The organism is Erwinia sp. AC075, assembly GCF_979253995.1.
In genome coordinates this window covers 4,054,611-4,068,906 of sequence record NZ_CEEDEU010000001.1, presented here as the reverse complement: position 1 = coordinate 4,068,906, position 14,296 = coordinate 4,054,611, and the positions used below count along the sequence as shown (strand labels likewise).

At 59.9% G+C, this 14,296-nt stretch carries 12 protein-coding genes; 6 read left to right on the top strand and 6 right to left on the bottom strand.

Features of this window, described 5'->3' with window-relative positions:
• Positions 1–195: 195 nt before the first annotated feature.
• The 6 genes from AC0IXH_RS19045 to AC0IXH_RS19020 are packed head-to-tail and all read left to right on the top strand — an operon-like array spanning position 196 to position 6,767.
• On the top strand, positions 196–1,791 hold the full coding sequence (locus AC0IXH_RS19045) for an ABC transporter substrate-binding protein (protein ID WP_013204350.1): 1,596 nt from the start codon (positions 196–198) through the stop codon (positions 1,789–1,791).
• Positions 1,791–2,801, top strand: coding sequence for an ABC transporter permease (locus AC0IXH_RS19040; RefSeq protein ID WP_471720851.1), 1,011 nt, complete (start codon positions 1,791–1,793; stop codon positions 2,799–2,801). Before AC0IXH_RS19045 ends, AC0IXH_RS19040 begins: the two co-directional genes overlap by 1 nt.
• On the top strand, positions 2,798–3,697 hold the full coding sequence (locus tag AC0IXH_RS19035; RefSeq protein ID WP_013204352.1) for an ABC transporter permease: 900 nt from the start codon (positions 2,798–2,800) through the stop codon (positions 3,695–3,697). Before AC0IXH_RS19040 ends, AC0IXH_RS19035 begins: the two co-directional genes overlap by 4 nt.
• Positions 3,698–4,528 carry an ABC transporter ATP-binding protein gene (locus tag AC0IXH_RS19030; protein ID WP_013204353.1) on the top strand — a complete coding sequence of 277 codons (831 nt, stop codon included), beginning with the start codon at positions 3,698–3,700 and terminating at the stop codon, positions 4,526–4,528.
• A gap of 2 nt (positions 4,529–4,530) precedes the next feature.
• On the top strand, positions 4,531–5,271 hold the full coding sequence (locus tag AC0IXH_RS19025; protein WP_013204354.1) for an ABC transporter ATP-binding protein: 741 nt from the start codon (positions 4,531–4,533) through the stop codon (positions 5,269–5,271).
• A complete protein-coding gene (locus AC0IXH_RS19020) occupies positions 5,268–6,767 on the top strand; it encodes a serine hydrolase domain-containing protein (protein ID WP_471720850.1) in 1,500 nt (499 codons plus the stop codon). The genes AC0IXH_RS19025 and AC0IXH_RS19020 overlap by 4 nt, the downstream gene beginning before the upstream one ends.
• Positions 6,768–6,989: 222 nt before the next feature.
• Here the strand turns inward: AC0IXH_RS19020 and AC0IXH_RS19015 are convergent, their stop codons facing one another.
• The 6 genes from AC0IXH_RS19015 to AC0IXH_RS18990 all read right to left on the bottom strand — a co-directional run bounded on the left by AC0IXH_RS19015 (position 6,990) and on the right by AC0IXH_RS18990 (position 14,283).
• Positions 6,990–7,811 (bottom strand): M55 family metallopeptidase, encoded by an 822-nt coding sequence (locus AC0IXH_RS19015; protein WP_013204356.1) that lies wholly within the window; start codon positions 7,809–7,811, stop codon positions 6,990–6,992.
• 67 nt (positions 7,812–7,878) lie between these two features.
• Positions 7,879–8,934 (bottom strand): DmpA family aminopeptidase, encoded by a 1,056-nt coding sequence (locus AC0IXH_RS19010; RefSeq protein WP_471720849.1) that lies wholly within the window; start codon positions 8,932–8,934, stop codon positions 7,879–7,881.
• Between the two features lie 4 nt (positions 8,935–8,938).
• Entirely contained in the window at positions 8,939–9,838 is a 900-nt protein-coding gene (locus tag AC0IXH_RS19005) for an ABC transporter permease subunit (RefSeq protein ID WP_013204358.1), read from the bottom strand.
• Positions 9,835–10,767, bottom strand: coding sequence for an ABC transporter permease (locus AC0IXH_RS19000; protein WP_013204359.1), 933 nt, complete (start codon positions 10,765–10,767; stop codon positions 9,835–9,837). Before AC0IXH_RS19000 ends, AC0IXH_RS19005 begins: the two co-directional genes overlap by 4 nt.
• A 69-nt stretch (positions 10,768–10,836) precedes the next feature.
• Complete coding sequence (locus AC0IXH_RS18995; protein ID WP_346568178.1) at positions 10,837–12,378, bottom strand: glutathione ABC transporter substrate-binding protein; 1,542 nt, start codon at positions 12,376–12,378, stop codon at positions 10,837–10,839.
• A gap of 33 nt (positions 12,379–12,411) precedes the next feature.
• The gene (locus tag AC0IXH_RS18990; RefSeq protein WP_346596114.1) at positions 12,412–14,283 is read right to left on the bottom strand and encodes an ABC transporter ATP-binding protein; all 1,872 of its coding nucleotides are present in this window, start codon (positions 14,281–14,283) and stop codon (positions 12,412–12,414) included.
• Positions 14,284–14,296: the final 13 nt, after the last annotated feature.

The following is a 14,296-nucleotide window of genomic DNA, read 5'->3' as shown; positions in this document are numbered from 1 at the left end:
GGGAATTCCGCTCTCAGGTTAGGGGATTAACGGTGCGCCATGCTGAAGCAGGTTGCACCAGCAAAGCGCAGGCTGCTTCGCGCAGCAAAAAAAGGCTTCTCCTTTCAGTACTACCCGAGATCGTCGGTAGCTGTCAAGACAGAAAGCACAATAAAATTCATTATTTTTCTTTAATTTCAATATGTTGGAGATACCATGGTTACCAGAAGACGTTTTCTTGCAGGATGCAGTGCGGTTCCTTTTCTCTCTTACCTCTCTCTGAACAGCGCCTTTGCCGCCACCCCACCTTCGATGCTGGTGATGGCGATGCAGCTCGACAACATGACCAGCCTGGATCCGGCCGAAAGCTTTGAAGCCATCGGCTCTGAAGTCTGCGGTAACCTCTATCAACGCCTGGTGATGCCAAATCCGGCTAAGCCGAATGAAGTGATGGGCGAACTGGCGAAAAGCTGGGACGTTAGCAGCGACAGCAAGACCTTCACCTTCCATCTCGACCCGGCGGTTAAATTCGCCGACGGCAGCCCGATGACCGCCGATGATGCCGCCTTCTCGCTGCAACGCGTGGTGAAGCTGGATAAGAGCCCGGCCTTCATCATCAACCAGTTCGGCTTTACCAAAGACAACGTTGACCAGATGATTGTGGCGAAAGATGCCCACACGCTGGTGCTGAACCTGGCGGAACCTGCCGCCGAAACCTTCCTGCTGTACTGCCTGTCCGCGCCGGTGGGCAGCATCGTGCAGAAGAAAACCGCGCTGGCAAATCAGGCCGGCGACGATCAGGGCAATGCCTGGATCAAGCAGCACAGCGCCGGCAGCGGCCCGTTCACCCTGCGCGCGTGGAAAGCCAGCGAGAGCATTATTCTGGAGAAAAACGATAACCATCCGTCAACAAGCACCATTAAACGGGTGATCGCCAAACATATTATCGATCCGTCCGCCCAGCTGCTGATGCTGCAAAAAGGCGATGTGGATATCGCCCGCGACCTGACCACCGAGCAGCTTAAGCCGCTGATGGGCGACACGAATTTCCACGTGGTGCAGCAGATGGTCGGCACCCTGATGCTGATGTCCTGCAATACCAAAAACGAACATTTGCAGAAGCCGCAGGTCTGGCAGGCGCTGAAGTGGGCGATTGATTACGACAGCATCCAGAAAAATATTATTCCGCTGACTTACAAAGTCCATCAGAGCCTGCTGCCAGCTGGTTTCCCGGCGGCGTTAAACGACCAGCCGTTTAAGGTGGATGTGGCAAAAGCGAAGGCGTTGCTGGCCGAAGCGGGTTACCCGGACGGGTTTGAACTGACGCTGGATCACTACTCCGCCCAGCCTTTCCCGGACATTGCTCAGGCTATCCAGACGCAGCTGGGCGCTATTGGCATCAAAGTTCAGCTGATTTCCGCCGAAAACCGCCAGGTGCTGACCAAGATGCGCGCCCGTCAGCATCAGCTGGCGATCACCGCCTGGGGCGCTGACTATTTTGATCCGAACTCCAACACCGAAGCCTTCAGCGTCAATACCGATAACAGCGACACCGCCCGCGTGCGTTCACTGGCGTGGCGTTGCAGCTGGTCCGACGAAGACTTCAACAAAATGACCGCAGCGGCCCTGCACGAAAAAGACCCGGCGAAACGTATCGCCCTCTATGAACAGATCCAGACCATGCACCGCGAGAAGAGCCCGTTCATTTTCATGTTCCAGAAACTGAACACCTACGCCAGCACCAAAGGCGTCACCGGCATGCACATCACCGTGCTGAATGACAACCCTTACGAGTTGGTGAAAAAAGCCTGATGTCGTGGTTAACCCGTATTGCCAGCACGCTGGGAAGCCTGCTGCTGACGCTGTTTGGTCTGTCGGTTTTAACGTTCTTTATCGGTCGGGTCATGCCGACCGATCCGGTGCTGGCCGCGGTAGGCGATAACGCTCCGCAGGCCGTCATCGAGCGCGTTCGACAGGAAATGGGGCTGGATCAGCCCCTGTACATTCAGTTCTGGCACTATCTGACCCAAATCCTTCATGGCGACTTTGGTCGCTCCATTCTGACCTCTAACCCGGTCAGCCAGGACATCGCCCGCTTTTTCCCGGCCACGCTGGAGCTGGCAACGGCGGCGATTATTGTCGCGGCGTTTATCGGCATCCCGTTGGGCGTCTGGGCCGCCGTGCGTCAGGGGAAATGGATCGATCAGGTGATCCGCGTGGTGTGCCTGGCCGGTCACTCCCTGCCGGTATTTGTCCTCGCGCTCCTCAGCCTGCTGGTGTTCTACGCGGTGTTGGGCATTGCGCCTGGCCCTGGCCGTCAGGACATCATTTATCAGGATATGGTGCCGCAGGTTACCGGCCTGCTGACGGTGGATTCCCTGCTGGCGAAAGATTATGACGCCTTCTGGGATGCGCTGGCGCATATGGCCCAGCCGGTGCTGATCCTCGCCTATTTCAGCATGGCGTACATCACCCGTATGACCCGCACCTTTATGCTGAACGCGCTGAGCGGCGAGTTTGTTATCACCGCCCGCGCCAAAGGGCTCTCTTCACGTCGGGTCATCTGGCGTCACGCCTTTCCGACCGTGGCGGTTCAGCTGGTGACCGTGCTGGCATTGACCTATGCCGGGCTGCTGGAAGGCGCGGTAGTCACCGAAAACGTCTTCTCCTGGCCGGGGCTGGGGCAATACCTCACCACCTCGCTGATGAATGCCGATATGAACCCGGTCGTCGGCGCGACGCTGCTGGTGGGCACCGCCTATGTGCTGCTGAATCTGTGCGCTGATATTCTCTACCGACTTATGGACCCACGCGTAAAATGACAAACTTATCAAGAGCCTGGCTGCTTAACGAGACGCCAACCACCCGCAGTCAGGCGGTGTGGGGCAGACGTTATCGCCTGTGGCTGGGACTGAAGCGCCATCCGCTGGCGATGAGCGGCCTGCTGGTGGTGCTGCTGATGCTGCTGCTGTCACTCGCCGCACCGCTGCTGACGCCGTACGATCCCGGTTTTCAGGATCTGGCCAACCGCCTGGCCCGCCCTTCCACGCTGCACTGGCTGGGTACCGATGAGCTGGGACGCGACATTTTCACCCGCATCCTGTTTGGCGGCAGAACCACCTTAGGCATGGTGATTGCGGTGGTGTTGATCACCGCGCCCATCGGCCTGTTTATCGGCTGTATCGCCGGTTATGCCGGTGGCCTGCTGGATAAAACGCTGATGCGCATCACCGATATCTTTCTGGCCTTTCCCCGGCTGATTCTGGCGCTGGCGTTTGTCGCTGCCTTAACCCCCGGCGTCGAGAGCGCCATTCTGGCGATTGCCCTCACCGCCTGGCCGCCTTACGCACGCCTTGCCCGCGCTGAAACGCTGCAGTTCCGCCACAGTGATTTTATCGCTGCCAGCCGGATTAGCGGCGCGTCGCCGCTGCGCATCGTGTTGCGCCATATCATGCCGCTATGCGTGCCCAGCCTGATTGTGCGGGTGACGCTGGATATGAGCTCGATCATTATCACCGCGGCCAGCCTTGGCTTCCTCGGCATGGGCGCGCAGCCGCCGTCGCCTGAGTGGGGAACGATGATCGCCACCGCGCGCCGCTTCCTGTTCAGCGAATGGTGGGTGCCGCTGATGCCCTGCATAGCCATCTTTTTAACCTCGCTGGCCTTCAACTTCCTCGGCGATGGCCTGCGTGATGTGCTGGATCCTAAGGAGCAGTAAATGCTGGTTGAAATTGAAAACTTACGGATTGGCTTCACCAGCGGCACGGAGACCTTTGAAGCGGTGCGCGGCGTCTCATTCAGCGTCGGCAAAGAGAAGTTTGCCATCGTCGGTGAGAGTGGCTCAGGCAAGTCGCTGACCGCGCGCTGCCTGATGCAGCTGCTGCCCGGCAACGCGAAGGTCACGGCGGATAAGCTGAGCTTTGACGGCATCGATCTGCGGGGCGCCAGTGAAAAAGTCATGCGTCAGGTGCGCGGCAAACGCGTGGGCTTTATTTTGCAGGACCCGAAATACTCGCTGAATCCGGTGATGACCATTGGTCAGCAGATTGCCGAGGCCTGGCGTGAGCATAAAGGCGGCAGCAAACGCGACGCGCTGAAGGCCGCCGTCGATCTGCTTTCTCAGGTGAAAATCCGCGACCCGGAATTAGTGGCGAAACGCTATCCGCATGAGGTTTCGGGCGGCATGGGCCAGCGGGTGATGATTGCGATGATGCTGGCACCGGATCCTGAACTGCTGATCGCCGATGAACCGACCAGCGCGCTGGATGCCACCGTGCAGGCGGAGATCTTACGGCTGATTGACGATCTGGTTTCGCAGCGCGGCATGGGATTGATCCTGATCAGTCACGATCTGCCGCTGGTTTCGCATTTTTGCGATCGCGTGGCGGTGATGTACAGCGGACGCATTGTCGAGATGCTGGCGGCGGGCGATCTGCAGCAGGCTCAGCATCCCTACACCAAGGGTCTGCTGGCGTGCCTGCCTTCGCTGCGCCATCCGCGCGCCCGTCTGCCCGTGATGCAGCGTGAAGCCGCGTGGCGGGAGGAGTAACCATGATTAAAATTAAAGACTTACGCATTGCGTTTGGTTCGCTTGAGGTCGTAAAGGGCGTGTCATTCGACGTCGCCAACGGTGCCAGCTTCGGTATCGTCGGCGAAAGCGGCTCAGGCAAATCGACCATCCTGCGTGCGTTGGCCGGGCTGAACAATGACTGGCGCGGCGAAATGACCTTCGGCGGCATGGCGCTGTCTGCCAACCGTGGACGCAACTTTTTCCGCCAGGTGCAGATGGTATTTCAGGATCCGTACGGATCGCTGCATCCGCGCCAGACAATCGATCGCATTCTGCATGAGCCGCTGCTGATCCACCGGATCGATCGCGCGGAGCAACGTATCGCTCAGGTATTGTCAGACGTTGGCCTGCCAGCCAGCGTGCGCTTCCGTTTTCCGCATCAGCTGTCTGGTGGTCAACGCCAGCGCGTGGCGATTGCCCGTGCCCTGATAGCCGAACCGGAAGTGCTGCTGCTGGATGAACCGACTTCGGCACTGGACGTCTCGGTGCAGGCGGAAATTCTGAATCTGCTCAGTGATTTGCGGGAAGAACGCAAACTCACCTACATTATGGTGACGCACAATCTGGCGGTGGTGACCCACCTGTGTGCGCATATTGGGGTGATGCAACAGGGTGAAATGGTTGAGATGTTAAGCGCCGACGACCTGCGCGCACGACGCATTCAGCACCCGCACACCCTGCAACTGTTTGATTTAAGTATGACGCTCGAGGAACCGGCATGACCCTTAACTGGCAGCAGGCGAAACAGGTTGCGGATGAGATTACCGCCGGCTGGGGACAACCCGGCGCACCGGGCGGGGCTATCGCGCTGTTCGACCGTGAAAAAATGCACAGCATCAGCGCCGGTGGCCTGGCGGATCTGGCGCAGGGCCGCGCGTTTGATGGCGATACCGTGGTGCGCTATGCCTCGGTGACCAAGCATATTTTCGCGTCGTTAGTGACCGGCGCCGCCAGCCAGCATCTGGGTCTGGACGACCAACTGGTGCAGCATCTGCCGCAGCTGACCGGGGAAAATGGCCAGGTGACCGTCGGTCGCGCGCTGGATATGACTTCCGGCCTGCCGGACGTGCGCGAAACCCTCTCGCTGCTGGGCCTGTCGGTTTACAACGCCACCAGCGCCGCGGCCTTACTGGCTTTGCTGGCCGAGATGGGTGACCTGAGTTATCCGCCGGGCAGCGAAGTGTCCTATTCCAATACCGGTTATCGCCTGGTTGAGGAAGCGCTGAAGGCCAAAGGCGTGCTGTTCTCTGAGCTTATCGCCGGGCAGATTAACCGGCCGCTGGGCATCCAGTTTAGCGCACCGGAAACCTGGTTCGATGTCGTGCCGGGCCTGGTGCCGGGCTACTGGCAGCACAACAAGCAGTGGCTGCTCGCCAGCGCCGGACTGCACCTTTCGGCGTCCGGCTGTATTACCGGCAGCGTGACCGACCTCAGCCGCTGGCTTCAGCACCTGTTGCGTGAGGAGCAGACGCTGAACAGGCTGGCTGCCCCGCGTCAGCTGGCTGATGGCCGGGTGACCGGCTACGGTCTGGGGATCGCCCACTCGTCGGCAGGCAAGGTTAAACTTGTCGGTCATGGCGGTTCGCATGCCGGTTATAAAAGCTATTTCCTGCTCGACCCGCAGCAAAAAGTGGGTCTGGCATTGGTCGCCAACCGCGAAGATGTCGCCAGCTTCGATTCGGCGCTGGCGATCATGGCAGCGCTGCAAGGGGAATCACTGCCACAACGGGGTCACAGCCTGACGCCCGGCTTGTATGTGGCGGAGGAAGGCAGTGACTGGCTGGAAGTAAATGCCGACAGCATCAACTGGCTGGGCAATGCCGAGAATCTCTATCACAGCGACGTGCCGGGTGAAGCAGTGTCGCTGTCCAGCACCTTCCCGGTCCGTTTGCGCCAGCAGGGCAGCACCATCAGCGGTGAGATTGGCCTTGCCGCGCGTCAGTTTGTGCCGGTGGAAGCAGACAGCAGCACCCTGTTGGCGGTGCAGGGACGCTGGCACATCCCGGCCGTGCGCAGTGAACTGGTCATCAACGGTGACAAGATGGTGATGGGCATCGGCCCGGCGGCCATTCACGCCACGCTGGTGCCGCTCGGCAAAGGCCGCCTGCTGGCCACCGCGCAGGATGGTCTGTGGCAGAAGCGCTTTGCCGTGCAGGTCGATGGCGACAGCCTGACGCTGGTGCTTAATCGCAGCCGGATGGTGAAGTACCGGCGTTAACCACAGGCGGTGATAGCGATATAACGGGCGCAGTGTTTGATGATGTTGCCATCATTGGTGATCAGATTCATCTTGCGCATAGATCCCCCGCAAACAGGTCAGCACAAGCCACAAAGTTGACCTGTTTGACCTGTTTGACCTGACTACTCGCACAATTTTGGTCGATCAATAATTAACCGCATCGACAATGCGCTGCTGGAAACACGTTTGCACAAGTCAGGTTCAGTTCTGCGTCGAGGCCAGATAGGAGAACGCGCTCAGCAGGCTGACGAGGGTCGCCATATTTTGGGCGCTGTATCCGACGGTGACGGCATCCAGACGCGTGACGCCGGGGACCAGGCAGAACAGATCGCCGAGCACCGGTTTAGTGACCATCAGTTCCAGCTGGTAAGGCGCGGTAACGCGGGTGGTGCTGACTTTTCTGCCGCGCCTCACTGCTTTTTCAGCGGCCTGACGAATGGCGGTGCGGGCGGCGTCCGGGCTGAGTGATTCGGCGCAGGTTTGTGAAATCGCCCGTTTTACGCAGACGTAATCGGCCGACGGATAGTAATCCGCCATCCACTGTTGCAGCCTGTCGTCTCCGGTCACCAGCCACAATGGCGCATTCTGCTCCGCGCCGGCGGCGGCATAGATATCGCTTTCGCCCATCACTTCGCCGTTGATTTTGACCCGGTAAAACGCCCGACCGTTGATGGTATGCGCCAGCACGCCAAACTCGCCTGCGGCGCTGTGAAAGCCGACGAACATCATGCCGTCGTAAGGCTGATGCTCCAGCCCTTCCACCATCGATAACCCGCGCGGTTTACCCTGCACCAGACGCGCGCGCGGGTCGATATTTTCCGCCCGCAGATTGGTCATCTGCGCATGACTGTCGGCGACCACCACTTCCGTTGCGCCACCGGCAAAGGCGCCGTCGATGGCGGCATTCACTTCCTGCTCCATCAGACCACGTGCCAGCTGATACTCGGCGTGACCCGGACTGCACTGTTCCGGGCGCATTACGCCTGCGATGCCTTCAATATCGGCGGAGATAAAAATTTTCATCGGGGAAGACCTTCAGCAGAAACCAGCGAGTTGCAGCGCGGGCAGCTTGCGCCGCGCCAGGGATAAGTCAGGCGTCAGGGCCTGCCGCCAGTCGATCTAATAATTCACTTAATGCCGGGCGATGATGCCCACGGAATCCGGTGACCGCTTCGGCGCTCAGCAGCGCATCCAGCACCGCATGCTCCGTGGCATCGGCCGCGGCAGATAACAGCGGTTCCAGCGCCGACTCCTCCGGCGGCTGCGGCACCGGGTGGGTGGAGAAGGCCACCGCGATATCGCCAGATCCGTGGCCCCAGTAGCTGCCAAGCCTGCCCAGACCGGCACCGGCGCGCTTCGCAATCCGCTTTAACTGCCGGGCATCCAGCGGCGCATCGGTGGCCATAATGATGATAATCGAACCCGCATCGCGCTGCGGCGTCAGCTCGGGCAGCAGCGGTTCTATCGCTTCACCCACTCTGACCCCGTCCAGCGTCAGCGCGGTTAAGGCGCCAAAGTTGGCCAGCACCAGCACGCCCAGCGTGGCATTCAGTGTCGGGAGGCTGCGTGAGGCGGTGCCAATTCCCCCTTTCATGCTAAAGCAGCTCATGCCGCGCCCGGCACCGACGCTGCCACGGGAAAACGCAGCGGAGGCAGACTGCAGCGCCTGCTGCGCCATCTGCTCGGTCACCGCCAGCGCCTGAATGTCATTCAGCCAGCCATCGTTGCACTCCAGCGCCAGCGGATTCACCGTCGGCAGCGAGCGGCCCAGCTCCGGATTATGGCTAATCGCCTCGCGCACCAGGGTGGTAAACAGCGTGCCCACTGCCAGCGTGTTGCTCAGCAGGATCGGCGTTTGCAGCACGCCCAACTCTTCAATCTGCACCAGCCCGACCGGCTTGGCGAAGCCGTTTAACACCGCCGCACCGCAGGGTAACGGCTGGGTAAACAGGTTGTCGCCCGGCGGCACAATCGCCGTCACCCCGGTCTGGCGTTCGCCCTCGTCCAGCGTGGCGTGCCCGACCCGAACGCCCGGCACATCGCTCAGGCTGTTGGTGGCACCACAGATGCCGCGAGGATTGCCTAACCGGCGCGTCTCTCGCCAGCGCTGCAATAACAGGTCGAGCACGGCCTGACGATAGTCCATCTGCTTACCCTTTCAATTTCGGATCTAAGGTGTCGCGCAGCGCATCACCCAACAGGTTAAACGCCAGCACGGTAATAAAAATCGCCAGCCCGGGGAACACGCTGACGTGCCACTCTCCGGCCATCATCATATTGCGGCTCATCGCCAGAATATTGCCCCACTCCGGCACATCCGGCTCCGGGCCAAGACCGATAAAGCTCAGGCCGGCTGCGGTCAGAATACTGGTGCCGATACGCATGGTGAAATAGACAATCACGTTCGACAGCGTGCCCGGCAGAATATGGCGGATCAAAATCACCCGATCCGGCGCACCGGCACAGCGCACCGCTTCAACGTAGGCCGCCTGCTTTAACGACAGCGTCGAGGCACGCACGATGCGGGCGAATACCGGCACGCTGAACACCGCGACGGCGATAATGACGTTATTTAAGCCTGGACCTAAAATCGCCACCACCGCAATCGCCAGCAGCATGCCTGGGAAGGCAAACAGCACGTCAGAGCCGCGCATAATCAGCATATCCACCCAGCGGCCGTAATAGCCCGCCAGCAGTCCCAGCACGATGCCGACCATCATCCCAAGGGTGACCGACAGCACGCCGACATACAGCGAGATGCGCGCGCCGTAGATAATGCGGCTAAGCACATCGCGACCCAGATCGTCGGTGCCCATCCAGTGCGCGGCAGAAGGCGGTGCCGACAGCGCCATCCAGTCGGGAGCCATCGGATCCCAGGGCGCAATCCACGGCGCAAACACCGCCACAATCACCAGCAGCAGGATAAAGCCACCGGACACCAGCGCCAGCGGGTTGCGTATCAGGTTCTGAATAAAATCGTGCCACGGCGAGCGCAGCGTACTGTTCTCGAGCACGGTTTGCGCGATGGCCGCTTCGGTTGTTGGCTTCATGCAGGCTCCTGACGCAGACGGATGGCCGGATTCACCACTGCGTAAAGCAGGTCCACCAGCAGGTTGATGACAATAAATTCAAAGACAAACAGCATCACCAGCGCCTGAATCACCGGCTGATCCTGGGTTTTGATCGACTCGATCAGCAACCAGCCCAGACCCGGCCAGCTGAAGACGCTTTCCACCACGATCGATCCGCCGAGCAGAAAACCAAACTGTAAGCCGAGCATGGTGATCACCGGGATCAGCGCATTGCGCATGATATGTTTCCAGGTCACCAGCCGGTTACGCAGCCCTTTCGCCCTGGCGGTACGGACGTAATCTTCCTGCGCCACTTCCAGAAAGGCCGATCGGGTGAAGCGCGCCATCACCGCCGCCACCGAGGATCCCAGCGTAATGGCCGGCAGGATTATGTCGCTGGGTTGGTTGAAGCCGCTGACGGAAAACAGGCCAAACGGCATCGCCACAAACTGGATCAGCAGCAGCCCCAGCCAGAACGGCGGCATCGATATGCCGCCCACCGCCAGACTCATCAGCGTCCAGTCCTGCCATTTCCCGCGTTTCAGCGCCGAGATCACGCCGATAATCAGCCCCAACAATACCGACCAGGCAAATCCGGCCAGCGCCAGCCACATCGTCGGCATAAAGCCCTGGGCAATCACCTCGGTGACCGGCTGTTGCGTGCGGTAGGTGACGCCAAGGTCACCTTTCACCAGCCCGCCCAGCCAGTGCAGATACTGCTGTGGCAGCGGGTCGTTGAGGCCTAAATGCTGTCGTGCCGCCTCGACCGCCTCAATTGGCGCATCGGGACCGGCATAAATTCGTGCCGGATCGCCCGGCAGCAGTTTAATAAAAGCAAATACCAACAGGGAGACCACCAGCAACACCGGGATCATTTCCAGTAAACGTCGGACAAGATAGGCAAACATAGGCGATTTCCTGGTTAATTCGGGTGTACCAGCAGCAAAGGCGGGATCGCTCCCGCCACAGACTCAGGATTAATGGAACTCCGCCTGATCGAACAGGAATGAGCCGTCGGCCAGCATCGACACGCCGGTCAGGTTCTTTTTCTTGCCAACCAGGTTATCTGGCGAGCCGAGGAAGGCGATCGGCGCATCTTTCCAGATGATGGTCTGTGCCTGGGCATAAGCCGCCGCACGCTTCGCCGGATCGGCCGTTTGCAGCGCTGCCGCAATGGCTTTGTCCGCTTCCGGGTTGCTGTAGTAAGAGACGTTATACGACACCGGTACCCAGGATTCGGTGGCGAACAGCGGACGTAAGGCCCAGTCCGCATCACCGGTGGAGGTCGACCAGCCGCCGTAATAGAGGTCGAATTCGGCCTGCTTCGGATCCTTCACGCCCCACAGTTTGGCATTACGCGCGCCGGAATCCATTGGCGTCACCGAGACGCGAATGCCGACCGCGCCCAGCTGCTGCTTAAGGAACTGCGCAGCACGCACGCTGGCGGTGGCGTTGGTCACCCACAGCTTGAGGTCCAGACCGTTGGCGAAGCCGGCCTCTTTCAGCAAGGCTTTGGCTTTTTCCGGGTTGTAGCGGTAATCCGGATCGCTCTGTTTGGCGTAGAACTGCACCGCCGGCGGGATCGCCGAGGTGGCCGGTTTGCCCATGCCCGCATAGGCCACTTTCAGCCAGATATCGCGGTTGATGGCGTAGTTGATGGCCTGACGCACCCGCACATCGGCCAGCGATTTATGCTGGGTGTTCATCGCCATGTAGTAAAGGTAGATACTTTCATCGCGCTGAACCGCCAGCTTGCTGTCGCTCTGCACGGTGTTGATCAGGTCGGAAGGCAGCGGATAGATCGCATCCACCTGGCCGGACTTCAGCGCCGCGACGCGGGTGGAGTCTTCCGGACTTGGCGTAATGAAGACGTTATCGACCTTCGGCCAGCCTTTCTGCCAGTAACCGTCAAACTTGCTCAGCTTGACCTCTTTTCCCGGCTGCCAGCTGACAAATTTGAACGGGCCGGTGCCGGTGGGATGCAGGCGCAGCTGCGCTTCGTCCGGGTACTGCTTCAGCACGGTCGGGCTCCACATCACCGCCGACGGGTGTGCGAGGGTGTTGATAAAGGCGCCAAACGACTGGTTCAGTTCGATTTTGACCTGGGTTGGCGAAACGACGGTGACGGTTTTAATCATCTTATACAGGCTGTTACGCTTCAGACCTTTGGTCTGGTCGGCCAGCCTGTCGAGGTTGGCTTTTACCGCCGCGGCATCAAACGGCGTGCCGTCCTGGAAGATGACGTCTTTACGCAGATTCAGCGTGAATTCGGTGGCGTCCGCGTTGCTGGTGTAATCGGTCGCCAGCCACGGCACCAGCTTCATTTTGCTGTCGAACTGGAACAGGCGTTCAAAGATCCCCGCCTGTACCGAATAGCTGGCGTTGTCGGAGGTATCGTGCGGATCAAGACCGGTGATATCGACATAGGCGGAAATCCGCAGGTCCTGCGCCTGGGCGATGCCCGCCAGACACAGTGACAGCCCAAGGGCGACGGCAGAACGACGTAAAAACGGCTTCATGGTGTCTCTCCAGAATGGTAAATGAAATAAGCGCTAACGGTGCATGTCCCCTTCGGCAACCCAGTGATGCAGGTCGACCTGGCGGTAACGAAGTTTTTCCACTTCTTCCCCGGCTTTACGCAGCGGCGAGGGGATTTCGCCGTCGTCCAGTTCACGCACGGTACGGCGGCCAGGATCGGCCACCGGAACGGAGGCCAACAGACGACGGGTATAAGGATGCTGAGGATTGCTGAATACCGCATGGCGCGGGCCGATTTCCACAATCTGGCCGAGGTACATCACCGCTACGCGGTTGGCGATACGCTCGACGACGGCCATATCGTGCGAAATAAAGATCCACGCCACGCCGGTCTCTTTTTGCAGGTCCATCATCAGGTTAACCACCTGCGCCTGAATGGAAACATCCAGCGCCGACACCGCTTCATCCGCGATAATCACCTGCGGCTGCAGTGCCATGGCGCGGGCGATGGCGATACGCTGACGCTGGCCGCCGGAAAACTCATGCGGATAGCGGCGGGCATGTTCCGGCAATAATCCGACGCTTTTCAGTAATGACTGGACCTGCGGCGTCGCCTCTTCCAGGGATTTCACCAGCCCATGCAGCAGCAGCGGTTCGGCAATGGTGAAGCCCACCGTCAGACGCGGATTTAACGAGGCATAGGGATCCTGGAACACCATCTGAATTTCCCGACGCAGCGCATGAAACGCCGGCTCTTTCAGCATGCTGATCTCTTCGCCGCGAAAGTGAATGCTCTCCGACTCGCTGGAAACCAGCCGCAGCAGCGCGCGTCCGGTGGTGGATTTGCCGCAGCCGCTTTCGCCGACAATCGCCAGCGTTTCCCCGGGCCAGACGCAAAAATCGATCTGCTCAACGGCGTGGACGCGATGGGTTAGCGCGGAAAACATCCCGCTGCGGATGGGGTAATACACCTTCAGCCCCCGCACATCCAGCAGCGGTTTCTGCTCATAACGCGCGGTGATCTGCACGCCGGCCTCCTCATCCTGCTCTTCACCCAGCAGCGGAAAACGTTGTGGCCAGCGGCTAGCTTTCATATCGCCCAGACGCGGAACGGCGGCCAGCAACGCCCTGGTATAAGGGTGTTCGGGTGCGGCAAAAATCTGCTCCACGCGGCCCTGTTCCACCACTTCGCCGCGATACATCACCACCACCCGATCGGCAATTTCCGCCACCACGCCCATATCGTGGGTGATAAACAGCACCGCCATATCGCTTTGCTGTTGCAGGTCGCGGAGGATTTGCAGGATGCGGGCCTGAACGGTGACGTCCAGCGCGGTGGTCGGTTCATCGGCGATCAGCAGCTGCGGATCGCAGGCCAGCGCCTGGGCAATCATCACCCGCTGGCGCATGCCGCCGGACAGGGAATGCGGATGGCTTTTCATCACCCGATCGATATCCGCAATACGCACTTTGCGCAGCAGCTCGCGGGCTTTGGCGTTGGCAGTTTTGCTGTCGCACAGTTGGTGATCGCGCAGGGCTTCCGTCAGCTGATCGCCAACCCGCAGGACCGGGTTTAGCGAGGTCATCGGCTCCTGAAAAATCATTGCCATATCGCGACCGCGCAGCTTGCGCCGCTCCTCGGTGCTCATGGTCAGCAACGGGTGCTTCACGCCGCTGCGCGGGCTGAAGTGGATCGCCCCGCGCTCAATGGTGGCAGACGATGCCAGCAGGCCCATTACCGCCAGCGAGGTGACCGATTTACCCGAGCCACTTTCGCCAACCACGGCAACAATTTCGCCTTTATTGATGGTGAAGGAGACGCCTTTCAGCGCAAGGTTTTTCCCGGAGCGCCCGCTAAAGCTGACGCTCAAATCCTCAACCTGCAGTACAGGCGAGGCGTTGCCGGATCCGGTGGCGGTGGGTTCTGAGTGAATACGTTCCGTCATCGTGACTCCGGTG